Source organism: Lentibacillus cibarius, assembly GCF_005887555.1.
Classification (GTDB): domain Bacteria; phylum Bacillota; class Bacilli; order Bacillales; family Amphibacillaceae; genus Lentibacillus; species Lentibacillus cibarius.
On the sequence record NZ_VCIA01000001.1, the window covers coordinates 1,174,166 to 1,200,348 of the forward strand.

Annotated in this window: 22 protein-coding genes, 1 pseudogene and 1 riboswitch; of the genes and pseudogenes, 10 read left to right on the forward strand and 13 right to left on the reverse strand. The window is 41.0% G+C overall.

From position 1 onward, the window contains the following. Positions 1 to 205 precede the first annotated feature (205 nt). Positions 206 to 1,063 carry an alpha/beta fold hydrolase gene (locus FFL34_RS05640; protein WP_138602265.1) on the reverse strand — a complete coding sequence of 286 codons (858 nt, stop codon included), beginning with the start codon at positions 1,061 to 1,063 and terminating at the stop codon, positions 206 to 208. Positions 1,064 to 1,078: 15 nt separating this feature from the next. After that, entirely contained in the window at positions 1,079 to 2,710 is a 1,632-nt protein-coding gene (locus tag FFL34_RS05645) for a sodium:solute symporter family protein (protein ID WP_138602267.1), read from the reverse strand. Positions 2,711 to 3,068: 358 nt separating this feature from the next. Continuing rightward, positions 3,069 to 3,171, forward strand: a riboswitch (SAM riboswitch). A gap of 94 nt (positions 3,172 to 3,265) precedes the next feature. Between FFL34_RS05645 and FFL34_RS05650 the strand changes: the two genes are divergently transcribed. Then, positions 3,266 to 3,481: a hypothetical protein gene (locus tag FFL34_RS05650; RefSeq protein WP_138602269.1), complete on the forward strand. Its 216-nt coding sequence runs from the start codon at positions 3,266 to 3,268 to the stop codon at positions 3,479 to 3,481. 146 nt (positions 3,482 to 3,627) lie between these two features. Here FFL34_RS05650 and FFL34_RS05655 read toward each other — a convergent pair whose 3' ends face one another. Together FFL34_RS05655 and FFL34_RS05660 are read right to left on the reverse strand one after the other, a co-directional pair. After that, a complete protein-coding gene (locus tag FFL34_RS05655) occupies positions 3,628 to 3,825 on the reverse strand; it encodes a hypothetical protein (protein ID WP_138602271.1) in 198 nt (65 codons plus the stop codon). A 337-nt stretch (positions 3,826 to 4,162) separates the two neighbouring features. Further along, positions 4,163 to 4,810 carry a DUF1989 domain-containing protein gene (locus tag FFL34_RS05660; protein WP_138602273.1) on the reverse strand — a complete coding sequence of 216 codons (648 nt, stop codon included), beginning with the start codon at positions 4,808 to 4,810 and terminating at the stop codon, positions 4,163 to 4,165. 558 nt (positions 4,811 to 5,368) lie between these two features. Between FFL34_RS05660 and solA the strand changes: the two genes are divergently transcribed. Both solA and FFL34_RS05670 read left to right on the forward strand, forming a co-directional pair. Then, the gene (solA, locus tag FFL34_RS05665) at positions 5,369 to 6,535 is read left to right on the forward strand and encodes an N-methyl-L-tryptophan oxidase (protein WP_138602275.1); all 1,167 of its coding nucleotides are present in this window, start codon (positions 5,369 to 5,371) and stop codon (positions 6,533 to 6,535) included. Between the two features lie 91 nt (positions 6,536 to 6,626). Next, a complete protein-coding gene (locus tag FFL34_RS05670) occupies positions 6,627 to 7,760 on the forward strand; it encodes a M20 family metallopeptidase (RefSeq protein WP_138602277.1) in 1,134 nt (377 codons plus the stop codon). A 285-nt stretch (positions 7,761 to 8,045) separates the two neighbouring features. On the opposite strand, the gene FFL34_RS05675 is transcribed toward FFL34_RS05670, so the two are convergent. From FFL34_RS05675 to FFL34_RS05685, 3 genes are all read right to left on the reverse strand, one after another. Next, positions 8,046 to 8,762 carry an isochorismatase family protein gene (locus tag FFL34_RS05675; RefSeq protein ID WP_138602279.1) on the reverse strand — a complete coding sequence of 239 codons (717 nt, stop codon included), beginning with the start codon at positions 8,760 to 8,762 and terminating at the stop codon, positions 8,046 to 8,048. A gap of 73 nt (positions 8,763 to 8,835) precedes the next feature. Next, positions 8,836 to 10,605: a hydantoinase B/oxoprolinase family protein gene (locus FFL34_RS05680; RefSeq protein ID WP_138602281.1), complete on the reverse strand. Its 1,770-nt coding sequence runs from the start codon at positions 10,603 to 10,605 to the stop codon at positions 8,836 to 8,838. Further along, on the reverse strand, positions 10,598 to 12,745 hold the full coding sequence (locus FFL34_RS05685; protein WP_234031436.1) for a hydantoinase/oxoprolinase family protein: 2,148 nt from the start codon (positions 12,743 to 12,745) through the stop codon (positions 10,598 to 10,600). Before FFL34_RS05685 ends, FFL34_RS05680 begins: the two co-directional genes overlap by 8 nt. A gap of 481 nt (positions 12,746 to 13,226) precedes the next feature. On the opposite strand from FFL34_RS05685, the gene FFL34_RS05690 reads away from it, so the two are divergent. From FFL34_RS05690 to FFL34_RS18570, 4 genes and pseudogenes are all read left to right on the forward strand, one after another. Continuing rightward, entirely contained in the window at positions 13,227 to 14,096 is an 870-nt protein-coding gene (locus tag FFL34_RS05690; protein ID WP_138602283.1) for a LysR family transcriptional regulator, read from the forward strand. 239 nt (positions 14,097 to 14,335) lie between these two features. Beyond that, a complete protein-coding gene (locus FFL34_RS05695; RefSeq protein ID WP_138602285.1) occupies positions 14,336 to 15,115 on the forward strand; it encodes a hypothetical protein in 780 nt (259 codons plus the stop codon). A 396-nt stretch (positions 15,116 to 15,511) separates the two neighbouring features. Continuing rightward, positions 15,512 to 15,967, forward strand: coding sequence for an OsmC family protein (locus tag FFL34_RS05700; RefSeq protein WP_138602287.1), 456 nt, complete (start codon positions 15,512 to 15,514; stop codon positions 15,965 to 15,967). Positions 15,968 to 15,994: 27 nt separating this feature from the next. Next, positions 15,995 to 16,296: pseudogene (locus FFL34_RS18570) on the forward strand (hypothetical protein); the annotation flags it as partial. Between the two features lie 517 nt (positions 16,297 to 16,813). Here FFL34_RS18570 and FFL34_RS05710 read toward each other — a convergent pair. From FFL34_RS05710 to FFL34_RS05720, 3 genes are all read right to left on the reverse strand, one after another. Then, positions 16,814 to 18,301 carry a sodium:solute symporter family protein gene (locus FFL34_RS05710; RefSeq protein WP_199799047.1) on the reverse strand — a complete coding sequence of 496 codons (1,488 nt, stop codon included), beginning with the start codon at positions 18,299 to 18,301 and terminating at the stop codon, positions 16,814 to 16,816. Position 18,302: 1 nt separating this feature from the next. Further along, entirely contained in the window at positions 18,303 to 18,554 is a 252-nt protein-coding gene (locus FFL34_RS05715) for a hypothetical protein (RefSeq protein ID WP_138602289.1), read from the reverse strand. Positions 18,555 to 18,998: 444 nt separating this feature from the next. Then, positions 18,999 to 19,853 (reverse strand): MurR/RpiR family transcriptional regulator, encoded by an 855-nt coding sequence (locus FFL34_RS05720; RefSeq protein ID WP_138602291.1) that lies wholly within the window; start codon positions 19,851 to 19,853, stop codon positions 18,999 to 19,001. Positions 19,854 to 20,164: 311 nt separating this feature from the next. Between FFL34_RS05720 and FFL34_RS05725 the strand changes: the two genes are divergently transcribed. Together FFL34_RS05725 and FFL34_RS05730 are read left to right on the forward strand one after the other, a co-directional pair. Next, positions 20,165 to 21,547, forward strand: coding sequence for an aspartate aminotransferase family protein (locus FFL34_RS05725; RefSeq protein WP_138602293.1), 1,383 nt, complete (start codon positions 20,165 to 20,167; stop codon positions 21,545 to 21,547). A 231-nt stretch (positions 21,548 to 21,778) separates the two neighbouring features. Continuing rightward, positions 21,779 to 22,621, forward strand: a complete 843-nt coding sequence (locus FFL34_RS05730; RefSeq protein ID WP_138602295.1) for an HAD family hydrolase — start codon at positions 21,779 to 21,781, stop codon at positions 22,619 to 22,621. A 113-nt stretch (positions 22,622 to 22,734) separates the two neighbouring features. On the opposite strand, the gene FFL34_RS05735 is transcribed toward FFL34_RS05730, so the two are convergent. Then, positions 22,735 to 24,270: a BCCT family transporter gene (locus FFL34_RS05735; protein ID WP_138602297.1), complete on the reverse strand. Its 1,536-nt coding sequence runs from the start codon at positions 24,268 to 24,270 to the stop codon at positions 22,735 to 22,737. 334 nt (positions 24,271 to 24,604) lie between these two features. Next, a complete protein-coding gene (locus FFL34_RS05740; protein WP_138602299.1) occupies positions 24,605 to 24,820 on the reverse strand; it encodes a hypothetical protein in 216 nt (71 codons plus the stop codon). Positions 24,821 to 25,068: 248 nt separating this feature from the next. Here FFL34_RS05740 and FFL34_RS05745 point away from each other — a divergent pair, with 248 nt between their 5' ends. After that, positions 25,069 to 25,605, forward strand: a complete 537-nt coding sequence (locus FFL34_RS05745; protein WP_138602301.1) for a ribonuclease H-like YkuK family protein — start codon at positions 25,069 to 25,071, stop codon at positions 25,603 to 25,605. A gap of 61 nt (positions 25,606 to 25,666) precedes the next feature. Here FFL34_RS05745 and FFL34_RS05750 read toward each other — a convergent pair whose 3' ends face one another. Further along, positions 25,667 to 26,116, reverse strand: a complete 450-nt coding sequence (locus tag FFL34_RS05750) for a small multi-drug export protein (RefSeq protein WP_234031437.1) — start codon at positions 26,114 to 26,116, stop codon at positions 25,667 to 25,669. Positions 26,117 to 26,183: the final 67 nt, after the last annotated feature.

Below are 26,183 nucleotides of genomic sequence, written 5' to 3' on the forward strand. Positions count from 1 at the left end.
AATAATTCTAATAATTAGGTCGCGATAGAAAACACAAATGTTAGTTATTTATTATTTTTATAAATAAAATGTGGGAAAACTATTCTGGTATCCACTTTCGGGACTTTAACCTTAAAGATTGGCTTATGCCTAGCGCACAAAAAAACCACTGATTACTTATGCGATCAGTGATTTTTGAGTCTTCTTAATCGTTTCCGAGTTCAATTCATTTGTGATCAGCCAGAAAATTTTCTATCAATGCCAGACATTCATCCCGTTCATCAACAAACACACTATGGCTACTGTTATCCAATACACAGAACGAGCTTCCCGGAATGTTTTCATGAATGATACGATTCTCACTGACCGGCGTGATCCAGTCATGCTTTCCTGCAATGATTAATACCGGAACCCAAATATCGCGCAAATTTTCCACAACATCAAATTGCCTAAGAAATTCTCCAAACCCTTTATTCAGTGCTTTATAGGAACGTTTTGCTTTCACTTTTGGCTTAGATTCCTTATTTTGGGAAGCAACAGAATATAGCGGGTCCATCACGTCATAATATGTCTGTAATTCTTCTTCTGACTGAAAGTTCCCTTCCCATAACTTATTTGCATAAAATTTCTGGTCGTCGTTTCCGTTTTCTTCAACATATTGCTTAGCTTTCTCCATAAAACGATAGGACGGTGAAGTAGCTATCAGCAATAGTCCTTGTAGATTCTCTTGATACTTGAGTGCATAACTCATTGCAACCATTCCACCATAAGAATGCCCCAAGATCCATATCTTCGCCAATCCTAAATATTTTCGTAAGGCTTCAATATCCTCCACATTGTTTTCCAAGGTATATGTTTCCGGGTCACCTTCCTCCGAATATCCGCATCCTCGCTGATCAACATACACCAGCTGTGCATGATTCGTTAAATGATCAAGATGAGGCTTAAAGCTAAAATGGGTGCCACCCGGCCCACCATGAATTACAAAGATAATCGGTTTATGTTGAATAGTACCGTTCTTCACTTCCGTTTCCACACCATTCACATCAAAATAGAGCTTTGTTCCATTTATAGTTGCGTACAAGATGTCTTCCTCCTTCTACGATTCTATTCTTCGTTTAGGTAGTATATAAATGACCAGTAATACGGCACCTAGGGTTAACCCTAGCAGCGTAACGATAATTAAAACAGGCCAAACATTAACGAAATTAGCGCCAATCAAGAAAGATACATAGCCTATAAGAATAATGCTTAAGAAAATGATATCCTTATTCGTGACTGTTTTGACCTGAAATAGCTCACCTTTTGCATTTTCTTCCCTTATTAATAGACTAGCACCAACTGTACCTGCTAAGGAGAAAATAATTCCGACAATAACCGGATCAACGGCAGTACCTATTATCTGGCATGTAACGGTAGCGCCACCCCCGAGCAGCATGCCGGAAATAGCACCATTCGTATTTGCTTTACGCCAGAGCAACCCAAGCATAATAGGAATGAAAGTCGCACCTGCAAATATTTTTTGGGTCATAAGCAATAGTTCCATTATAGATGGTGTTAAGACAGCCGCAACGGTTGATAAAACACCAATAATAACCAGGGTCCATCTCGTAATTAATAATGTATGCTTCTCATTGATCTCCTTACCCTTTCGAACGTTATTTTTTTCATAAATATCTCGTGTAACATGAATCCCAGCACCTAACAAATTCGAGTCCACTGTAGACATGCAAGCCCCCAATATACCTGTAACGATAATCATGCCAATCCAAGGGTTAATAACTTCCATTGCCAGCATTGGAAATACCGTTTCAGCATTGCCCATGTCCGGAATTAATGCTTTTCCAATTCCACCAACAAGCGCCAAACCAAACGCCATAAATAGTGCCACAAACCAAACCATCAATAAACTTATCCGCTGAATGGTTGATACACTCTTAGCTGAGTAAACGCGCTGGATTTGTGTTTGGCTTATTGTATTCAAAGGCAAAAATGTAATCGCCCAAGCAAGCACCATAAGAAACGTAGCACTTTCCGTCACACTTATAAAACCGTCACCAAGCACTCTATTTAACGATTCATGTCCATGCGTGGTTGCATATAACCAGGAACTATCCGGAGACAGAGCTTGTAATCCGAAAATAATGACAAGGACTAGCCCTAAAACCATAATAATCGACTGAATCCAGTCTGTAAGTGCCACACCCATCAATCCACCAAAGGTTGTATAAACAATCGTGACAACTGATGTGATGAGAATAGCGACAGTTGTGTCGATACCCAGTATTGAATTTAAAATGACACCAATGCCAAGGATACTTCCTCCAGCACCACCCACTAAAGCAACAAGTGAAAAAAGAGTGGTCAAATAGGCTACGAAATTAGAATAACGCAGTGCCATAATATCCGGTAAGGTAAAAACCTCAAATTCCTGTGCTATCCGTCTGATTTTACCGGAGATATAAAATAGAACGAAATAAGCAGAACCTGCAGCCACAAGCATCCACATCACGGAAAACCCGCTAGTGTAGACCATCCCGCTGAACCCCATATAGGTGTTAGCACCGACAACTGTAGAAAAAATAGTACTAAATAATAAACCAGAGTTCATTTTGTTCCCTGCTACATAAAAATCGGCGCGCGTATCCTGCTTTTTGGATACAACAACGCCAACAATAATCATTAAGATTAAATAAACAACAGGAATTATATAATAGCTATTCCATTCCATACTTCATGTCCCTCCCAATGATGAAATCTTTTCTTCGTTTCATTATCCAAATAAAGCGAATTGTTATACACGGAATTATATACATTCGAAATATTAGAGTCAATGGCATTATTATTAAAATTCTATTTAATTAAATATTATTAATTTGGTGATTTTTTATGATGGAAGATTATAAAAAAGCTGAAGAATAAGGTGTTCTACCTTATCCTTCAGCTTTTTATGACGCTTATGATTAGGTTCAGGTCATTACTCGTTGTCATCCTGCTCATGATCCGGCGACACAAAATCCGCGTTAGTAGCAGCGCCATTAAAAATCCATGTTACCATTGACAATCATCAAAATTATTTGTAAATTATTTTCTTATCCAGAGAGGTGGAGGGACTGGCCCTTTGATACCTCGGCAACAGGCTCCTATAGTACTGTGCCAATTCCAGTAAGCGTTATGCTTAGAAGATAAGAAGTGCATGGTACAGGTTTTTCTACCCTCTTCTTATCCAGAAGAGGGTTTTTTACTGTTTAACAAGCTTTTCATAATTATTTTAAGGGTGTTTTAAATGTCAGGTAAATCGCTAAATGTTGAAACCATTTTCCCTCAGATTGGTAATAAGAAAGACGAGGCATTACAAGCTTCTCTTGGCACCATCGTTAATATTTCTTATATCTATCCCTATTTGGACTTTACCGGGAATACTCGTCATGGCGTTTGGTTTAGCGTTCACTGTACTCACCGTAGCCACGAGATAAGGATCTTCCTGCCGATTTATTTTTAGGGTTGCTTCCTGTACATAGCTAATGAGCGGTGCTATTGCAACCAGTGCATCATTTCACTTATGCATCGGTGTTGTCCCTGTATGGTTCGATGTACCAAGGGTCGTCACAATCAGTCGTGTGGAACGGGCTATTCCTGTGACAACGCCTATTTGTGCATTACTTTCCTGCAATTTGTCCCCTTGCCGATATGAACCTCAAGAAATTGCTCCAATTCATCGGAAGACAAGGTTGCCTGCTCTAACGCTTCCCAATGAACACCCATGTCTTCTACTGCTTGTTTGACTGTTATTCCGTTTTTGTCGGTAATACCTATTAACTCCTTAAAATCCAATTCCCCTGACACTGCTTTACTGCCAATTGTGGAAACATGTGGCTGGTGTTTTGTGTGCCTTGACAACCATAAAATGTTAAAGGATAAGCGTTTCAAACCACAAAAAAATATTAACAGTCATAGGGAAAGGGTAATATCTTTCACAAATTGATACGCAATGTTAGGCCTTCCCTTTCCTTCCATAATGTAATAATACTATAAGTTTTCAGATACGTATAAAATATTCCTACTTTAGTATTAGAAATGGGTGCATCGTCACACCTTTTTAGGAGATACAAATTGCCGTTGAACCCTTAGAAAAGGTCAACGGCGATTTGTATGTCCATATTAATCAAACTCCCTGTTTTAGCTATTTTTGCTTTCGTCCAAAGCCGCTTTTGTCGTTCGACGCCATCTTCTGCATTTTTAGCGACGTCACTTTCCATCCATTAACAGGCTCCATATCTTGGGAACAGGTGGAGCATGCGACAACCACTTCCTCCAATGCTTTAAGCCGGACATAATCACCGGGTTTGGATAATGGTTCACTAAGCTGGTAATCTCCTGTTTGGTCCAGCACGTTATTCATAAATAAGTTGATCGGATCCGGAACTGGTTTCTCTCCCAGTCCGTACGCTGCCAGAGCCTTTTGTAAATTATCGTGGCAGTTCGGGTGATCCTCTAGGCCATAGTCTACTTTATAGCGATAATAGTCACATGCTGGAAAAAAGAAATCGTGCTTGCCAACCGTATCTTCTGCCAACGTCATCAGCGGCCGGCGTTTATTACTGTAGAGCGGATCACCAACCTTTAATCGAATACTGCTGAGTGACGCTCGCATATGGACAGGTGATACGAATTCATTGGAATCATTTTTATTAAAGCATACAAAATCACCGACCTGTTTCCCATCAACGTCCATAATAACCAGTTCCTCACCAGGTTGTAACAGTGTGCTTCTCCCCTCATATGGTGGTATTGTTATTTCCTCTTTTATTTTCTTCTGTGTATAAGCCACACCTTCCACTCCTCTCTAATAATTTAAGGTTCCTTTAGTAAGGAATTGACGTAATGATTATCCTCCATCTTTGATTTCCCGATATAACCTCCCTCTTCTTTTAAAAAATTAGTTCTAATATCTGACATTCTCTCATACCCTGCTTATATTTAGGATTTTCAAATCACAACTTCTACTTAGACTGATTATAAAACTCCTTCACCTTCATGTATAATGATTAAAAATGATGGTATGCATCACTGTTACTGAAATCTGCAGGGGGAAAGATTAGAATATAATAATTCCATATCAATCATATTTATCCGGGGAGCTAGTACGTATTGGTAACAATGATGGCAAACCTATGCAATATCATTTTCTGAGATAGCTTTTATCATTTTTAGGTATTTTACCTTCCGTTGAATGACCGCTATCATATGGGCTAAGCACATATTTTATCTAACACCACACGTAAGAATGACGGTATGGAAGAGGAGCTTCGTTTTACATGCGCACTGATGAAAACGCTTTATCAATTGAAAGATGATTTCTATCTAATTCGTAAAGGAGAGGTGTATCATGACGTCACACTATGATGTGATTGTTGTTGGAGCTGGTTCCATGGGGATGGCCGCCGGGTATTATTTAGCTAAGGAAGGAACAAAAACATTGCTCATCGATGCGTTTGATCCACCACATGAAAACGGAAGTCACAGCGGTGATACGCGGCTTATTCGCCATGCGTGCGGGGAAGGATTCGAGTATGTCCCACTTGCCATACGAGCACAGGAACTATGGGATGAACTACAAGAAAAAACATCGGAGTCTATATTCCGAAAGACAGGCGTGGTGACGTTTGGCCCTGAAGGTTCGGACTTTGTCAATCAAGCAATCGCGGGCGGACAAAAATATTCCTTGCCGATCGATACGTTTGATCATGGCGCAGATATCAATAGACGCTGGCCAGGAATCACTGCCCCTGATGGACATTTCGGATGCTATGAACCAGAAGCAGGTGTCCTGTTCAGCGGGAATTGTATCCGTGCTTTTCGTCGGCTGGCAACGCAATCTGGCGCTGATTTAATCACAAATACACCTGTTGAGGATCTGGAAGTCTTGGAAAACACCGTGACCGTCCAAACGAAAGAAGGATCCTATACCGCTGATAAACTAATTGTCAGCGCTGGTGCGTGGAACAGAAAGCTATTATCTAAACTAAACCTTGAGTTACCGCTTCAGCCAAGTCGCCAAACAATCGGCTGGTTTGATGCCGAAGCGTCTTTATATCAAGCTGATGGATTCCCGGGCTTTTTTGTTGACTTACCAACAGGTATCTATTACGGGTTCCCAAGCATTGATGGAACAGGATTAAAGATTGGACGTTATGATGCCGGTGAGGAGCTCGATCCCGAATATATGAATCGAGAATTTGGCATTTACCCGAAAGATGAGGGAGACATCCGTGAATTTTTGGAAACGTTTATGCCTCAGGCTGCAGGCAGACTAAATGTAGGAAAGACGTGTATGTTTACCAACACACCAGACGAAAATTTCATTATTGACTTGCATCCGGAACATGCTCATGTGGCCATTGCTGCCGGATTCTCCGGTCACGGGTACAAATTTTCAAGTGTAGTCGGGGAGATCTTAAGCCAATTAGCGACTACTGGTACAACGAATCATGATATCTCCCTCTTTTCAGCAACACGCCCAAGCTTACAAAATCAAGGAACAACAACACTTTAGTATAAATAACTTAGCGGCATGAGCAGACAGGGGGTGGGGTAACTTTCCCCTGTCTTAATCTATTATTCTGCCGTAATAGGAGGTAAGCTAAATGGAAAAGGAAGCCATTCCATTCCTGCAAGAATTGATTCAAATTGATAGTACTAACCCGCCAGGCAACGAAAACAAGGTAACGAAAAAATTTGCCGACAGATGTGAAGAAACGGGTTTAGCTTATAACATTACAGATATTGCATCGGGGAGGAGCAATTTTCATGTCTCCTTAAAAGGGGAAGGAAAAGGTAAAGTCATTTTCTGCGGTCATATGGATACGGTTTTGGTCGGTGAACAGCCATGGGAATATGCACCTTTTTCCGGTGAACTGGTTGGTGATAAGCTATACGGACGTGGTGCCTCTGATATGAAAAGCGGTCTTGCGGCTATGTTTCTTGCGGTGGAATCTATTTTCCAGGAAAAGCGAGCATTGTCAAAGGAGATTGTTTTTCTGGCAACGGCCGGTGAAGAGGTGGATAGCTGTGGTGCACGCCAGTACTTACAAGATGAAGACATGCGTGATGTCGAAGCCTTAGTGATTGGTGAGCCGACAAACGAAAAAGTCAGCGTAGGACATAAAGGTGCGTTATGGGTGGAAGTGGTCACTTTCGGAAAAACAGCTCACGGATCCATGCCGGATGAAGGAATTAATGCGGTTGAATGGATGGGCCGAGTAATCCAAATCGTTGAATCGTTAAAATTAGACTGGAAGATTTCCAAGTCTCCCCTTGGTGAAAGCAGCGTTTCAGCGAATAAAATGGAAGGAGGCGTGCAAACAAACGTCATCCCTGACCGTTGCACCCTGAATATAGATATCAGAACCGTGGCTCCACAGTCCCATGAAGCATTATTTGCGGAACTGAAGCAGCGTTTACAAGATTTATTTTCTGATGAAGATGCCCCAGCATTTGAGATGCATGAACGGCTGAATCGGCCATCGATCTTGACGAATGAATCAAGTCCCATTATTACAACGGCTTTGGAGCTGAAGGAAACGAATGCCGACGCAGTTTGCGGGGTTCCCTACTATACAGACGGAGCGGTTTTAAACCCCGAAAGCAGAATCCCCACACTGATTTATGGTCCCGGTAATGAAAAACTGGCCCACCAGCCAAATGAATATGTTGATGTGAACGCCTACTTAAGATCCATTGATTTTTATAAAAAGTTAATACTTGCTTATGCAACGTAATGATACAATATTTGTTCATGATGCAGGAATTCCCCACTTCAAGCGTCAGCTAAGTGGGGGGTAGTCATGTCTGCGTGTATTTCGTGATACAGGTTCGGTTCACTTCCTATGCAACAGCATGTAACATCACGCTATTCCGTTGACGCTGTAAGTATACTACTTCCTAGTTTTATAGATTAAACGCCTTATGAATGCTTTTTAAAGATCGTTGTTGCTAAGGTAAAAGGCAAACACCTTTTGTTTAGGTACAGGTGCTTGCCTTTCAATTTTCTTACTTATTTTTTCTTATCGCACGGACTCTTCTCTCGTATCCCCCTTCTCTAGTTGAAACGGTTCGATATCATTCAGATAATCAATTACTTTTTCCAACGGATCCACGTCCCCGAATTTTGCATCAATATCAAACAGATTCCATTCGACTGCGCCAGGGACACGGTCAGCGATAGTGCCCTCGGGGACAATGGTTCGGAACCCAAGCTCAGTTGAATCCATACAAGTGTGACGTACGCAAGCACATGCGGTGGCGCCGACCACAATAAGTGTATCTACACCATGGGTCGTTAGCCAATACTGTAATGGTGTCCCATTAAAACAACTGGCTGTCTTTTTGACAAATACTACTTCTTCTTTCTGCGGATTTAGCCTTTCATCAATGTTAATCCAGTCTTCCCCAAGCTTTAATTCGTCCAATGGGATTTTGTCTGCCCATCTACCGATATCCTGATAGCCATTCGGATTATAAGCAGTCGTACTGTGGAAAATTGGCACATTTTTCTTCCGTGCTGCATCTAACACACGACGCACATTCGGGATGACCTCTTCCATGTTTTCACAGGAGAAAGCATGCCCTGGTCTAGTCCACGCATTTGCAAGGTCGACCGTTATAATGCCTGGTTTTTTCCCATAACCGACTCGCTTCTGAAATCCACGGTCCGTATGAATTTCTCTTGCTCTTTTAAACATCTTTTTTAATAAATCCAGATCAAACATTTCCTCTGACATTTCCGTCATCCTTTCAAAATTTAATTTATTTTGTGTTACACTTACACATATGCTTAAAATTCTTCTTCATTCCTTATTGGGTAAATAACGGCATTTCACCCCTTTGCTGCCGCATTTCATTCCGCTTCTTTTCTGTTAATTCCATATTTAACTGTCCTTTTTCAATAACAACCCCATAGTCATTTAACGCCGTTTCCACGGAAATGATTTCATCTAATACATCTTCATAAACCTTACTTGCTTGTTGTTCCAATGGATCACCGTAGCCACCGGATGATGGAACCATAATTTTCACCGATTCCCCTGCATTAAAACGTTCGCCATTTAATTTGGAAGGGAGCTCCTCTGGCTTTGTATCCGGATTTTTAATTAATGATGCTTCTGTCCCCGGCAAACCACCGTTATACCCCCATGGTTTCACGGTGTGTTTATCTCCCTCCATGGACATTAGTCCATCTGTCAGGAAACGGTTCCGACGGATAATCCCAAGGCCGCCTCGCGTTTTACCCGCACCACCGGTATCTTCTCTCAGTTCATACTGCTCGCATATCATGGGGGTGTGCATATCAAGGTCTTCAATCGGATTATTTCGTGTGTTCCATGAACTAAAGTCCATTGCATCCATTCCATCCTTCTCCGGGCGGCCTCTGTAAGAACCTTCATTGACTTCAATATATACCCAATAATTATGCTCCTCATCTAAACCAGAATACGATGCAAACTGGATGTTGGCTGCGCTCCCTGCACAGGTCCTTTCGGGTATGACTGGTGTCAATGCCTTAATAATTAAATCTGCAGCAGTGTTTACTTGATTAGCCCGACTAAAAGTAGCTGCAGGGCGGATTGGATTAAAGATACTTCCCTTCCTTGCTGTTACTTTAATTGGGCGAAACACGCCATGATTGGCCGGAACAAATTCCTCGTGTGTATAGGTATCCAGAAATATAGAACGCACCACACTGTATACCCCCACACATAAAGCACCGGAATAGGCAGCATTGAAAGCTGAGGCTACCTGATCTGCAGATTTGGATACATCTATTTCCAGTTCACTCCCCTGTTTAATGACATTTACGTGTACCTTTAACTTTTCATTCAGATTGATCCCATCGTCATCAAGCCAGGACTCTGCCTCGTATTCACCATCAGGAATGTTGGAAATTTCCTTGCGCATCATTCGTTCAGAGTAATTCATTAATTCTTCCCCAGCCGCAAGAACCGTATCTTTTCCATACTTTTCGATAAGCTCAATGAACCTTTTTGTTCCCAATCTGCAGGCAGCCACCTGTGCTTCCAGATCACCAATTACCTGGGAGGAAGTGCGTACTTTCTGTCGAATGATCTCATACAGTGTTTCATTCGGCTGTCCTTTGTCATATAACTTAACACCATTTAATACCAGACCCTCTGCATACACATCGGGAGCGTCCACGATTAAACCTGGCTGCGCACCACCTATGTCTAGATGGTGGGCCGTTGTTCCGGCATAACCAACTAACTCCCCTTTGTAAAAAATAGGTTGACTAAGGGATACATCGGGCGAATGTGACGCACCGGCATACGGATCATTGTTCCAAATGATGTCTTCTGGATGCTGATTGTCCCCTAGCACCTCCTGAAATCCTTCAATATATCCGGGAAGACATCCAAGCTGCATTGGCGTGGAATCTGATTCGGCAAGCGTTTCTCCAAATTTGGTGAACACCCCAGCACCAAGATCCTCAGATTCTCGAATTAAAGAAGAGTAGGCCATCCGTTGCATCACATGCGACATCTCTTTTGCAATCGTATCCAGCGCTCCTCCAATAACTTGCATGGTTACTGGATCAATTTTTTTATTCATCACTCGTCACCACCTCTGTAAAATTCGAAGTTTGAGATGTCCTTGTCTTTTCTTCATTCTGTGTTGCAAGCAACGTACCATGCGGTGAAACGACCACCTGCCAGTTCGGTGGAACAATTGATGTTGAATCACGTTGAATGATGGAAGCGGGTCCTGTAATACGATCACTTGCCAATAATTTTTCTCGCTGGTAACGTGGTGTTGGCATACTTTTAATTTCTCCATTAACCTCAAAATAGGTTTGACGCTCATACATAAATGCTGTCTTAGGATTTGTTCTCCCCATTTCTTCTAACTGCGGCAGTTTAAAAGATGGTGTTTTTCCGATTGCAACAATATCCAGAGAAATGAGCTCCACCGTATTTTCGGGAAAATGATGACCATATTCCTGTTTGTGCATCGAATGGAAACCTGAAACAATCTCTTCTATGCTTTGTTTCGTTAACTTCCCCTCCGGTATGGGCACTCTCAACTCAAAACCTTGCCCTATATAGCGACATTCGGCAATCCGTTCATACGTTATATCACCTTGACTGATTCCATCCCGAATTAGCTGATTTGCAGCTTGATCCTCCAAATCCTGCAACTGTTTACCAAGTTTAGAGACAAGGTCTTTCGAAATCGTTTCTAAACTCTCAATACAAGAAGCATTAAAATGATATTTTAAGTCACTGATTAATAAACCAGCTGAAGCCGTAATTCCAGGATAGTTCGGAACCATTACAGTCTTTGAACCAATGGTCTCCGCCAAATCTATGGAGTGAAGTGGCCCCGCCCCACCTGCTGCTAGTAATGCAAAATCTCTCGGGTCAATTCCTTTACGGACGGAGTTTTCTCGGATAGAAAGTGCCATATTGTTATTAATTATTTTTAGAATGCCAAATGCTGCTTCTTCCACGGACATATTTAATTTATCTGCTACCTTGCTCTTTATAGCTTCAGTACTTTTTTCTGGTTGAAGAGGAATTTCTCCACCAAGAAATTGCTCCGGATCCAACCTTCCCAAGACAACATTAGCATCCGTTACGCAAGGGTCCTCACCGCCCTGGCCGTAACAAGCAGGTCCTGGTGTCGATCCTGCACTTTTGGGTCCAACCCGAAATGCCCCACCAGCATCAACATAGGCAATCGAACCGCCACCGGCACCAATCGTATCAACCTCTAGCATTGGGGTAACCACTGGATAACTATTAACCTCTGCATCCCTCGGATTTACCACCCTAGGCGTTTTATCAGGGATAATGGAAATATCTGCGGAAGTGCCTCCGATATCGACACTAATTACATTTTCAATCCCGTCCAATTGTCCCCACCATGAAGCCGCAAGCACGCCTCCCGCTGGCCCTGACTTCAATAGATTCATCGGTGTCATCGTAGCTTTTTGGGAAGATGCCATCCCGCCGGAAGACTGCATGATCTGTAGTTTCCCCTTTACGTTTGCTTCTTCAAGGGATGAAACCAGATTATCAATATACTGATTCACTTTAGGGGCAACAAAAGCGTTCATTGCTGTCGTACTGAAACGTTCATACTCACGTATCCTGGGGGCAACTTCACTGGATGTAAAGCATTTTATTTCCGGCCAAATCTCGTGAACGATTTCTTTTGCTCGTTTTTCATGGACATCATTAAGGAAGGAAAAAAGAAAGCCTACAATAATGACATCTACATCCTCCGCTTTCAATTTTTTCACTGCATCCCGTACTTCCTGCTCTTCTAACGGAAAACGAATACGCCCATCTGGTGCTTGAAGTTTTTCCGTAATCGGAAGGCGGTGTCGTCGCTTCACCAAGGGGCTATCCTGCCATGGAAGACTTTGCTGAATAGAGAAGTTTTCTATCTTTTTATGACGGGCAATATGAAGAATATCACGGTAATTTCTCGTTGTGAGCATACCTACCTTCGCACCATTCCCCTCAATGGTAATATTGGTTGCAACTGTTGTTCCATGCAAAATGTACTCAACATCCTCAACGTCCACATCACTTATTTTGCAGAGTTCTTTAATTCCTTTAATAACACCAACGGATTGATCGTGCGTTGTACTTGGGACCTTGTGCACATTAATTTTGTTTGCTAATTCATCTACTAATATCAGATCAGTAAACGTACCACCAACATCCACTCCAACTCGAACCATTCTTAATCTCCTCTCATTTTTAGGGATAAGGCTAATACATAAGACAAAGTTTACTTTTGTCATTTAACATAGGATTTGAGCGAAATCATCATTTGCGAATTTTAAGTTAATTAATCCCCTTGCTGAATCGTATGGCGAAAGCGGTTTCATAAATAATAATTTGAAATGATGATTTTTATCATCGGGACTGATATCCGGCAATATTCCTAGCCAGATCACTTGATTGAATAAGCTAGCCTACATCCACCACCCCCGTTGTAAATAGTGGTGCCAAAACTTTTTCCCTCTCTTGAAGAATGTCTTTTTGGTTTTTGGAATAGATTGTTGTAATTATTAGTTTTCACTATTTCAATAGTTGCAACTTGTTAAATGTTTTTAATTATTATAAAATTAAATCACCTTTTTGTATAATGATTGAAAAAGATGGTTTTTATCACTATAAATGATGATTGAAGGCGAATTGCTTATCGGAGGGGTGCAAATGGAAATAAAAGATTTGCTTATTTTTCAAAGTGTTGCTCACCATGGAAGCATTAGTAAGGCTGCTGACGAACTGTGTTATGTGCAATCACACGTGACTGCCAGAATAAAATCCCTGGAGTCCAATCTAAAAACAGAATTATTTCACCGACATAGCCGAGGGACAACGCTCAATTCTGAAGGAAAGAAGCTCTTGCACTACTCAGAGAAAATTCTTCTCATGCTGGATGAAATGGAAAAGGCATTTCAAGATTCCGACAATCCCTCAGGAACAGTGGAAATTGGCACAGTGGAAACGGTTATCAATCTGCCAGTCATTTTATCCGCCTATTGTAGAAACTACCCCAATGTTGATTTATCACTTATAACCGATGTTACGAAAGAACTGATCCATCAAGTTTTGAACCGAAAACTGGATGGCGCATTTGTAGCGGGTTTTGATCATCACCCAGAAATTGAACAAGTGGAAGTTTTCCAGGAAAAGCTGGTTTTAATATCAAATAATGAACATATTTCCTTCGAGGATTTAAAAAGAAAACCACTGCTTGTTTTTAGTGAAGGATGCAGTTACCGTGCAAAGTTAGAAAACTGGCTTTATGATGAGGGCGTTATTAATGCGAGCGTGCTGGAATTCGGCACGTTAGAAACGATTTTAGGTAGTGTTAAATCAGGGCTTGGAATTAGTCTTGTTCCACAATCCACGGTTCGTCAACTAGAACAAGATGGCGCTATCCATTGTCACAAGATTCCCGATAAATACAGCAACATATCTACTTTTTTCATTTGGCACGCAGAATCATATGTTACCTCTACGATGGAAAAGTTCATTGATACCGTCCAGGAATTTGCGGCTGTGGACTGTTCATTGTGAGAGAAAGAAACTAGCTAAGAACTAGGTGTTAATGCTAATAGCAATATAGCTTCAATTGCACATGCTTACTGGTGAAAAGCACCTGTAACAGCTGGATCCGGACGTCTATCTGATTCAAGATTCCGTGAGTCTTTTTTTGTAAACGGATTTATCCTCTATATTTATTTCCTTCAAAATGTATAACCGGAATAGGACAATCGTCACAGAACATAGGTTGTTGGTGAAAGGAATGACAGCCTATGAATGACAACCCAATTACCCGACCGAATGAGCTTGTATACATCAATCTGCAATGTATCGAACCTTTTATTGACGATTTGGAAATTCCCAATAGACAGTTCAACCTTGAACAAAGGAAAATTTCCAATGAACGTGTCTCATCCATTTTACCGGAAGTGACGTTTGATCCAACAAGTGGGCATTACCTTTTATTAGGAGGATATACAACACTTCTCGCATACCGTAGCGTACATAGCTCAAATACACTCGTACCTTGTAAAGCCTATTATCATTTAGCAGAAGATGAGTGCTATTTGCTCACACTGGACTGGGTGTTTAAGAACAATATAACAAACTGGTACAATCGACATGACATCATAACAAAATTAACTACTGACTTTCTATATACTGAAAATGACTTGGCTGCTTTTCTAAGCAAACAAAAAAAAGATATACAACTTTACTTAGCCCCGCCATCCCACATAGAGACAGAAACCGTACACCAGCAAAAAGAAAACATCATAAATAAAATTTACCTACAACGTTTTGTTCATAACTATAATCAAGATTACCTTGCCATTCGCATTCTTTATTTGAATCAAAATGTTACAACAGAACAGCTGACATTTATTGGTTGGTTAAGAGGAAATGGAATCAAATTTGAAGAATGTCATTTAACCTTGGAACAAGAACACCGATTGATCGACAGCGCACTAAATTTAAAACGGAATTTTTTAGACCAAATCCGGAGAACGATTAATGAAATGCGGATTCAGAATGGGGTCGAACCGATTTTTTAGTAGTTACGAACTTTGCAAAATCCAAATAATTACAACCATGGATGCGCTCTCGCTCGAATTGGGCATGTTCTCACCCAGGTTCGAGCGTTTATCGCAAGAGTAGTTTCAAAAAGATACAGCACGCTTACCTACTTCTCCTTCACTCAGACGGTTATACACAGTCAAATCACTATCCCATGTAACTTCGAAAGATCATACGCAAATTGAACGTTGGGTCGCTTGGTTCCAATCATAACCCCTGCGCCAACAAAATGACGGAAAAAAACTTCCTACCTTAAGGTCCAGGTAACTTGTTCAACATTTCACAATTTATTCATGTTAATTTGATATCCTTAATGTTATGTTAAATATGTAAGGATGTTAACATCAATATTGGAGAAGGAGATGTTATGTGTCATGGCAAAGACTTCATTTAATGTGACGGCTAATTTACATGATGGTATGCAGGTTAAAGCAAAGAGTAGAGGATTCGAGGTAGCAATTGATGAACCTAAGCAGCTTGGCGGCACCGATACCGGTATGAATCCGGTCGAATTGATTTTAGCTGGCTTAGGTGCTTGTCAGGCTATTACCGCACGAACTTACGCAAATCAATTTAATATTAAGCTTGATGATTTCTGGGTAGAGTTGGAAGGTATCCTTGACATCGATGGCATGATGCACAAAGCGGATGTTCGTCCAGGATATAGCGATATTTCATACAATATTCATATTCAAACGGATGCTCCCAAAGACAAAGTAGAAGAATTTATTGCCTTCATTGAAAAAACCTGTCCGGTCGGCGACACATTAGCAAATCCAGTTAATGTTAAATTAAACGATATCGTTATTGAAACACCGATAAAAAGCTGATATAAGTACTGCTTTTTAATACAGGGAACAGCTTCAAAAGGCGATATTCACCACATGACACATGGGGAAAAAGACGCATTTGGTACACATATCCAGCTAGCTCAGGAAAAACACAATGTTGACGAAATAGAACGTTATATCGAACTATACACCAGTCTTGGTCTGCCTGTATGCCTCTAGGGAGGACCTAATAAAAGTGGCTGAGCTAGCAACAGCTGAAGGCGAAACCATCCACCCAGGCCTTCAACGTCACCGCAGACAATATAATTGATGCCATTTACATGATGCAAATCAATATGTTGCGAAAAAAGCTTACGGATGCTATTTAGATTCACGTAAGCTTTTTTGTTGAGTGTTAATTCGCTTATCAACACTATCAAGAAGCAACCATACGACGCAAACATTTTCAACATTTATTAAGCAAAAAGCAGGGATTACCCTTTTGCTTCGACACCATTTCACATTTTTATTTCCCAGGAAATACTTTGGGGAAATATGTCATTTTATTACACAAATATTTTTCGGTTCCAGTCCCCCCTCCTCTAGAATCCAAATCACTGAGACAATGCTTCACGAGATCACCCTCAACTTAACGCGTTTCTTGTCATCTAGTCTTATTTCCCTGTCTATTTCTCTGTTCGTCACACGAAAAGTGTCATGCTACATATCACATGACACTTTTACCGATTTAGATCCATTTCTTTTTTTAATCTGCATGCCAAAAGTCTACCTTGCTCCCACAGCGGAAACTGTATGGCGAAATGCTCCTCACTGTCTTCTTGAAAGTAAAAGGTTATTATTTTTTCCATAAAATGGTGGACCGAGGAACCTGTCCCCGCGGTTCACTTACATGCCTATAACTTGCTTTGCTTCGTCTTCCTCTACTGCGGAGGCGTTCATAACCATACTTCCGACGATGCAAATCATTGTGTTCAGGAGTAGTCCCCATAAACCGCTAGGAATGCCGAGTAAGCTGGCACCGAAGAGGGTCATAAACGAGGCTACTAATGTTCCGGCCAGCATTCCTGCAAAAACTGCTGTACGACGCAGCCAATTCCAGTACAAGCCAAGAATGAGGCCTGGAGAGATCTGAATCAGCAATTCAAATTTCAGGACAAAGATCTCGTACAACGTCCCCGGCGGAAACCAAGCGACCAAAATGAGGATGCCAACTACCACAACACCTACCAGTTTGCCGACAAGTAATTTTTTATGCTGGGAGGCGTTCGGATTAATATACCCCCCGTACAAATCGTTCGAAATGATCGATGAGAATGTCAGTAATATGGAATCAGCTGTTGAAACGATCGCAGCAATAACACCACCAAACAACAAAATCATAGACCAATAGAAAATGATATGCTGGCTAGCGATTGCGCTTGCCATCTTTCCGACAAGCTGCTCGGATTCACCTGTCGAAAGTCCTGGAAACGCACTTATTCCGATAATCCCGATAACGAACACGACACCAGCTGTCAAAAACGGCATCCATGCCATACGACTGAACGAACGCTTTAATGTTTTTTCACTCTTAGCCGAGAAGATACGCTGAATCGCATGCGGATAAACAGCAGCGCCAATCCCTATCATCACAAGAAGGCTGAGCCAATTCCGCACCCCCGGGCCATCTGGAATTCCCAATTTTTCGGGGGAATAAGCCTGCATATAGTCCGCTGATGTCGGCAAACCGCCAAAATAAATAATAGATCCGATTAACAGCATGAAGACACCGACCAGTAAAGCTATTCCCTGAATCGTATCAGTATAGGCCACTGACCGCATCCCACCTAGCCAACCATAAATAATCATAATGGCGACGAAGAAAATAACACCAATTTGATACGGAATGGTTCCGCCGGTCAATCCGGATACACCTTGGCCAATCGCTACCAGCTGTTCAAGTAAATAATTACCTAACCCATAAAGCATAAGCAATGAAGCTAAAATAGTAATCGCTTTTGATTTATACCGCTTTTCAAACCATTGAGCAGGTGTCACCAATTTATACTTCTTACCCATTTTATAAAGCCGTGGCGCAAACAATAGATAACCCATAATAATCATAATGAAAAATGGCACAGAAACTAAATATTCAAAACCTTGCCGGTATGCAGACGGCGGATAGCCGACAACCGTATTTCCACTGTACTGTGTCGCAAAAAACGTAAAAAATAAGACCATGACGCCGAGTCCCCGACCGCCTAGGTAATATTCATCAAGACTGTTATGAATATTTTTGTTCCGCAAGTATGTAAAAATGCCGACGCCAAGCATGATTAATCCATATACAACAAGAATTAAAATCCCAGACCATCCTGAAAAGGCTAAATCCACACTAATTCACTCCTTCCTGTTCATGTTCTTCTTCTTCCTCTTCCAACATCCAATGATACTTGATGACATAGGATAAAAACGCAGATAACAGCAATGAAGCTGCTATAATAAAAATCGCCCAGAGTGGCACACCATAAACAAGCATTTCTCCAAAGCTTTCTGGAAAATACCACGGTGTTATTAATGCAATCAAGACTCCAAACACTACCCAAATTTTGCCGTTTTTGATTGGCTCTTTCTTTGGTTGACTCATATTTCTTCCTCCCTTGTTTCCAACATTCTAATAATTTAATACATAGGGGTATAGGTGACTGTTTATTATTATCACACCTGCCTTTTCTACAATATATAATTTTCTGTCATTTCATAGCATTTTAACAGATTGTACACATTCATACAATAAAAATTTGAAAAATGGAAAGGTTTGAATATATATGTATGGAAGGATTGTACAAAAGAATGTAGCGGTGATCGAGTCCTTTTTGTTCGTTAGTAGACATAGCCATGTTATAACAAGGGGAAGCGATGACACTTGAACTATCTATCAAAGTTGTTTGTAAATACGTAACCCCCAGCTTGTTAATGGATACCAAACTGGGGAAATGTAAATTTTCATTGATTATTCCTAGCGTTACTGCGGCACCAGCATTTCTACGTTTTTCCGTGTGAGGTGGACCATGGAACCTGTCCCCTCGGGTCAATCACGAAAGATGTCAAGCTGTTCCCATATGTTTTCCATTTTTTCAAGCCGTGCTTCTACCTCATGCATCCGTTCTTTACCGACGTGAACGATTAATGCATTAATAAGGCTGAGTGGGGCTGTGAACGAGTCGATAAATGTCGGCATTTGACTTGATGCTGTTAAAGTAATATCGGCATATTGGATGAGTGGGGACAATAAATTATCCGTTATAACAACGGTTGTAGCCCCTTGTTCCTTTGCAAATGAAATCGTATTAATGGTACTTACCGAATAACGGGAAAAGCTGATCCCAATGACGACATCTTTATCGTTTAATTCATATAATTGCTCAGAAATATTGTCCAGTGATTCAACAAGCTCAGTATTCCCTTGAATAATTCGCAAATAATAATGAAGAAAGACGCCCAATGAAGTCGCGCTTCGATTGGCGGAAATATATATGTTTGCCGCTTTTTTTATACGATTAACAGCGCTGTAAAAAGCGTCAACATCCAGCTTTTCCATGGTAGATTGAAGGTTTTCCATATCATCCTTAAAAATTTCATAAATGCCTTGTTCTCTTCCTTCATAGACTTGGGACGACATTTTCAGCCTCTCTGTAGTTGTTAACTGCTGCTTTACAGCGTTTTGCATATACTGTTGCAGCTCCGGATAACCGGCGTACCCCAGAAATGATGCGAAACGCACAACCGTTGCCTCGCTTACTCCGACCTTTTTTGCCAGTTTGGCTACTGTAAAAAATGGTACGGTATTCATGTTTTCTAAGATATAAGTCGCTATTCTTTTATGTGATTTACTCATCGAGGTCATTTTTTCAGAAATATGTTGGTATACATCATGAGAATTCATCGTATCATAGTTCCTTTGCTTTGGATAAATGGGCCCTGTTTGCACCTTTCTGATCATTTCAAGGCGAATTGAAATATTTGTTTCAACTTATTCGGGGAAATAATACATTTATATAATAGCAGCTTTAATCCCGGTCATACAACCTTTATTAATTTTCCCGTTTGCTTTTCATGCTAGTTTGGCTTTTACTTTTTGCAATAAAAATTTCACGTTGGCAGATAAAACATTTACAAAATAGCTACTGTCGTTTATTATGTAATAAATATTTCATTTATGATTTAATGAGAAATAATTATTACGAGGTGATTGCAATGACTACGCGAACGTCAAGCAATATGAAAAAACAATACATCGCAAAAACCCAAGGGTCGAAAAACTTTGCTGAAAGTGCGAAACAAATGATGCCTGGAGGGGTTACAGCTAATATTAAATCATTCGATCCATATCCGGTTATCATGCAAAAGGGAGAAGGCGCCTACCTTTATGATGTAGACGGAAATGCGTATGTTGATTACCTTCTTTCCTATGGGGCTTTAATGCTTGGTCATGGGCACCCAGAAGTTATTACGGCTGTACAAAACCAAATCAAAGAAGACGGCACCTTTCTTTTTGGAACACCCCATCAACTTGAGTTGGAAATGGGAAAGAAAATTCAACAGCTATACCCAAGCATGGAGTTAGTACGGTATACAAACTCCGGAACTGAAGCAACGCTTTTAGCACTCCGCATGGCGTATGCTTTTACTGGAAAACATAAGATTGCTAAATTCGAAGGGCACTACCATGGTGGCTATGACCAAGTGTTGCTTAGTGTCAATCCACCAATAAAAAATGCCGGTCCAGCTAACCAGCCAACAGCTGTAAGTGAATCGAAAGGAATAGATCCTTATCATGAGGAAAATACCATTGTCCTACCATTTAATGACCTTGAGGCTACGGAAGAAATACTAAAAAAGAACAAAGATGAAATTGCTACTGTCATCACGGAGCCAATACAAGGTGGATTTATCCCTGCTACACAGTCCTTTATGGATGGATTGAGAAGAATAACGGAAGAACTGGGAATTCTACTTATTTTTGATGAAGTAAAAACAGGTTTTCGTATAGGACTTGGTGGGGCTCAATCCTTTTATAACATAAAGCCAGATCTTACAACCTTAGGAAAAGTAGTTGGAGGGGGGTTCCCTGTAGGAATCATTGGTGGCAAAAAGGAAATTCTAGAACTCAGTGCACCATCCGCCTCCTCAGATGTGTTCGATTCCAGTCAAAGTCATCAGTCAAAGGCAAAAGATACACTTTTCCATAGCGGAACATATAATGGACATCCGACTATACTTGCTGCCGGTCTTGCAACGATTAACGTGCTGGAACAAGAGATAGAACACGTATTTAGCATTACTAATCAATTAAAACAAGGGATTTGTGAATTATTTGGTAAATATGGCATTAGTATGCAAACAGTCGGCGTAGGATCTATTTTTAATGTTGTGATCACCGAAAAGGAAACGATCAATCATTATCGTGATCTCCAACAATCTGATTTTGCTTTAAGAAGAGAATTAGATTTAGGCTTACTTACACAAGGCATCTACACAAAGCCATTAAATCGCTATAGCATCGCAACCGTTCATGGACAGAGAGAAGTAAATCAGACACTCGAAGCCTATGAAAAAGTCTTGTCTGAATTGATTTAAAGTTATTAGCACCTCCAAGGCCGTAAAAATAAGTGCGCCTCCGAACCATCTCCTTCGACAGGGATCGCTCAGAGGCGCATTTTATTTTTGATGCAGATTTCCAGCCAGGATTTGAGAAATTCAAGAATGCCGGATTTGCAACTTCTTGTAAAATTGCCTTCCACTCATTATACTCTAGTTATTGCCTATATCATTTATTTAAATAAGAAAAAGGATGGTTGAACTTAACTTATGCATACAAAAGCAATCGCACTGGATATGGATGGTACGTTTCTTGATGCGTATAATACAGTTGATTCGAAACTAATTCAACTTATTGGTGACTTGCGTGCCAAAGATTATCACATTTTTTTAGCAACGGGGCGAACCATAACAGAGATATACGATGTAGTGCCTAACGATTTTAAAGTAGATGGAATTGTAACAGCTAATGGCATGATCAGCTATAAAGGAAACACAAAAATTGCGCAACATACACTGGACTCAGCATTAATTAATAAAGCAGTAGCACACGCTAGAGCAAATAATATATACTATGAAATCCACCCAGCGGAAGGGAAGCGTTTCGCAGTTAAAAAGGATTTTCCAACCTTCACTGCAGAATTGAACAAAGAAAAAGCCGAGACACTTTCCGCTAATGAATATCACTCACGTATAAATGCACTTGAAAAAGAAATAACGTGGGTGGAAGAGATTACGTATGAGGATATCATAAAGGTTTACTTTTTTAGCATGGACGCCGGGATAATAAATGAGTGGAAAAACTATTTGAATCAGTTAAAGCAGGAAAAACCGTTCACAACTTCTTCCTCTTCCCTGCACAACGTTGAAATCATGGTTGATAATGTATCGAAAGCAACCGGGATTCAACTATTACTTGATGAATATAATATTTCCCCAAACGAACTAATGGCTGTAGGGGATGCAGAAAATGATCTGCCAATGTTTGATCTCGCGGCACATGCTGTCGCCATGAAAAATGCGCATGAAAACATCAAAGCAGTGGCTGATGAGGTCACCGAATACACCCATAATGAGAATGGTCTATATCATTATTTGAATGAAGAATTGTAGAGGTGCCAACGTATACAATTAAAAAACTTGGCATTCACAACGTCTTATTGTGAATGCCAAGTTAATCTTATTTTTTCCATAAAATGGTGGACCAGTGAACCTGTCCCCGCGGTTCACAAGTTCTGTTCTTTGAAAAGCGTCCGGCAGACACGCGGTGCGCCCCAGAATGTAGTCAGCATTAGTAAGGATACGGGAACGGCCGTCACTACAATAAAGGATTGCAGCGCATTGATACTGGATTCACCAATGGATATCAGGACAGTCGCTACAAGTCCCATGAGGAATGCCCAGAAAACGCGCAACCATTTAGACGGGTCGCCATGTCCGGTAATGGCCATTGAAATCGTAAGCGCCATCGAATCGGTCGTTGTCAGAACGAAGATAATGGTTGTCACCAGCAAAAGAAAACCGATAATCGTGCCAAGTGGCAATTGTTGCGCAATAGCAATCATCGCTGCTGGCTGACCGCCCTCGTTAAAGGGTCCCGATACAGCGCCCGGATTCTTCATCTCCTCAGAAATCCCTGTTCCACCGACGATGGTAAACCAGAATGTCGTGACAACAGGAGCAATAACCGCAACGGCAGTCACAATCTCCCGGATGGTGCGTCCACGGGAAATACGGCTAACAAACATTGCCATCATCGGTCCATAACCCAGGAACCAGGCAAAGAAAAAGACCGTCCATCCGCCGAGCCAGCTGAGATCACTGCGGTAGGTGTTCATCGTGATGAAGTTTTCAACATAAAGACCAAATGATTCCAAATACGAGTTAAATATAAACATCGCCGGGCCAAGTACAAGAATAACAATAACTAGAATAATAGATAAAATCACATTATAACTGCTCATAAGCTGAATCCCTCTGTGAATACCGGTGGCTGCAGAAATCCCAGCTGCAATGACAAGGACAGCAATAATGATGATTTGGACCGTTAAATTATTCGGTGCGCCGAACAAACTGCTCAGTCCATAACCTGCCTGCAAACCAAGAAAACCGATCGGCCCAATCGTACCAGCCGCTACAGAGAGAACTGAAAATACGTCGACTATGGCGCCAAACACACTTTTTTTCTGCATTATTTTATCACCGAAAATCGGATACAACAACGCTCTTGGTTTTAGCGGTGCACCACGATGATAATGGGCATACATCAGAACAAACGTCCCAAGTGTACCTAGTATTGCCCAGGCAAGAAAGCCCCAATCAATGAAACTGGTAGCAAGCGCGGGTGCCACTGCCTCAGACGTACCAGCCTCTATACCAGGAAAATGCGGCGGTACCGTTAAAAAGTGACTTAATGGTTCTGCAGCGGCCCAAAATACCCCACCTGCTGCCAGCAATGTACACATAATAATTGAAATCCACTTAAAATTGCTCATTTCGGGTTTATCCAGCTTCCCTAAGCGGATGTTCCCAAATTTCGAATACCCTAGATATAAAGCAATAAAAAATGTTCCTAACATAAGAAATTGATAAATAGGTCCAAAATAAGTCGCGGACAGATTAAATAAATAATTCACACTGTCTGTAACCATACCCTTACTAATCAAAGCGAGGATCACAAACACTAGCAATGCTCCACCACTTAGAATAAGTACAGTCTTGTCAATAGTTTGACCATTCTTACGCTTACTTGAATTCGCCAAAAATAAATTCCTCCTAAAGTTTGAACACTCACATCATTTACGTTTGTGAGTGCTCATTAATAAATAATACGAATCACATATTTTGTTACGATACATGGTTTACGGAAGCTTGTCAAGTTTAATTTCGAATTATTTGATTGTTTTGTTTTACTTGAGAGACTGACGTGTGTACAATTCAACAATGAGTGGAAAAACTTTTGTTATCGGTTAAAAAGGGAGAATGGTAAGCATCATTGGTGTTAGCGTTCCTCCGTCCTTTTGGTGAAGTTTAGCTCATTTACTTCCCACCGTAATTCTTGTTAAACGATGGACCAAGGAACCTGTCCCTGTGGTTCTATTCGCTGTCGAGCACCTTGCCGAACTTGTCTTCATATAATTCGCGAATCCATACTTTGACAGGTGCTTTCCATGACTGCTGTGGTGATGGAATGTTTTTTATCAAACTTTTCGGCTTCAAACCGAGATCCTTCGCCATTCGTACATCGGCTTGATTGAGTCGGCATCGTTTCTTAGCCTCTGCCCAACCTGTGTTTTTCTTACTTTTCCCCATTGAATGTACCTCCATATATTTTAGGATGTGTATTGTTTACTACTGATTTTGCTAACTGTTATATCACTTATTGGCCGATTAAAAATGACAAGACCTTTTTATAAAATGGTAGCCCAAAGAGCCTGTCCCCGCGGTTCTTGAAATAGTGGCCCAAGGAGCTTGTCCCCTCATATTCACAACCCTTTCCCGCATACCATAAAATAAAGGTAGAAGCAGATTTCTTTATTAAGAAAGTGGGATGAACACACATGGGAAATGATTCAGATAACCACTATCATTTTCAAAATCTGCAGGAGAGTTACATGACATTTAATCAGGTTTTTGAACATATTGCAACATTCATGCGTTCACAACCTACAGGAAATCATCGTCTCATCGTAGGGACTGATTCACAAGTTCACCCTAAAAAAACCATTTTCATCACTGGAATTGTCATCCGTAATAAAGGAAAAGGTGTATGGGCATGTATACGAAAAGTGATTATCCCAAGAAAAATGACGCATTTGCACGAGCGAATGTCTTATGAAATGTCCCTATCAGAAGAGATTGTTTCCTTATTTACAGAGGAAAAGAAAAAACAACTAATCAATATCGTCCTCCCTCATATTTATCAAGGAGCCTCATTCAAGATGGAAGGGCATATTGATATTGGAGCTGGAACAAAGAATAAAACACGTAAATTCGTTAATGAAATGGTTAATCGTATGGAGGCAATTGGAGTCGAACCAAAAATCAAACCGGATGCTTTCGTAGCATCAAGTTATGCTAATCGTTATACTAAATAATTGATGGCATGCCTGACCCCTATACCATTCAGAAACCTTTCGAACACGGCAGTCCCAAGCGCTATATACTTTGTGTGAAAAAGTCAAAGCCGAGTGCGGTTGTGATTCCGAAAATAGCAACCCATACAGCAATGCCTACTCCTATCCAAATGCTCATTGCCCGCTTGGATGCGCCTAGTGCCATACCAATAAAGGCGGCAATATGGGTCCCGATTAACAATGGTCCAAGCAACCCGAGACCAGCCAAACCATACTTATGGAAAAACGCAACTGCTCGGCGGCTGCCTTTGGAGGATTCTTTCCCTTTTGCTTCCCGCCTCCTGACATACCAGCGTTTTAATTGATCGAACCCGAAGATCACCACCAGCACCGAGAGCATATTGCCCATAAACGCTACAACCATGACCAAAAACGGCGCCAACCCCCACACAATCCCTGCCGGCACCACCGCAATCACTTCCAGCCAGGGCACCGCTGCACCCAAAAATATAAGCATATACTTATAAACCACCCAGCATCCCTCCTCATTATCAACGTGCAAGGCACCCAAACACCTAAACAATGCTAATTACATTTGA

Bases quoted from the DNA above. Each gene is read 5' to 3' on its own strand.
- FFL34_RS05730 (WP_138602295.1), top strand. From the start codon at position 21,779: ATGCATACAAAAGCAATCGCACTGGATATGGATGGTACGTTTCTTGAT.
- FFL34_RS05650 (WP_138602269.1), top strand. From the start codon at position 3,266: ATGTCAGGTAAATCGCTAAATGTTGAAACCATTTTCCCTCAGATTGGT.
- solA (WP_138602275.1), top strand. From the start codon at position 5,369: ATGACGTCACACTATGATGTGATTGTTGTTGGAGCTGGTTCCATGGGG.
- FFL34_RS05680 (WP_138602281.1), bottom strand. From the start codon at position 10,605: ATGAATAAAAAAATTGATCCAGTAACCATGCAAGTTATTGGAGGAGCG.
- FFL34_RS05670 (WP_138602277.1), top strand. From the start codon at position 6,627: ATGGAAAAGGAAGCCATTCCATTCCTGCAAGAATTGATTCAAATTGAT.
- FFL34_RS05690 (WP_138602283.1), top strand. From the start codon at position 13,227: ATGGAAATAAAAGATTTGCTTATTTTTCAAAGTGTTGCTCACCATGGA.
- FFL34_RS05715 (WP_138602289.1), bottom strand. From the start codon at position 18,554: ATGAGTCAACCAAAGAAAGAGCCAATCAAAAACGGCAAAATTTGGGTA.
- FFL34_RS05675 (WP_138602279.1), bottom strand. From the start codon at position 8,762: ATGTCAGAGGAAATGTTTGATCTGGATTTATTAAAAAAGATGTTTAAA.
- FFL34_RS05700 (WP_138602287.1), top strand. From the start codon at position 15,512: ATGGCAAAGACTTCATTTAATGTGACGGCTAATTTACATGATGGTATG.
- FFL34_RS05740 (WP_138602299.1), bottom strand. From the start codon at position 24,820: ATGGGGAAAAGTAAGAAAAACACAGGTTGGGCAGAGGCTAAGAAACGA.
- FFL34_RS05720 (WP_138602291.1), bottom strand. From the start codon at position 19,853: ATGAATTCTCATGATGTATACCAACATATTTCTGAAAAAATGACCTCG.
- FFL34_RS05695 (WP_138602285.1), top strand. From the start codon at position 14,336: ATGAATGACAACCCAATTACCCGACCGAATGAGCTTGTATACATCAAT.
- FFL34_RS05645 (WP_138602267.1), bottom strand. From the start codon at position 2,710: ATGGAATGGAATAGCTATTATATAATTCCTGTTGTTTATTTAATCTTA.
- FFL34_RS05685 (WP_234031436.1), bottom strand. From the start codon at position 12,745: ATGGTTCGAGTTGGAGTGGATGTTGGTGGTACGTTTACTGATCTGATA.
- FFL34_RS05745 (WP_138602301.1), top strand. From the start codon at position 25,069: ATGGGAAATGATTCAGATAACCACTATCATTTTCAAAATCTGCAGGAG.
- FFL34_RS05725 (WP_138602293.1), top strand. From the start codon at position 20,165: ATGACTACGCGAACGTCAAGCAATATGAAAAAACAATACATCGCAAAA.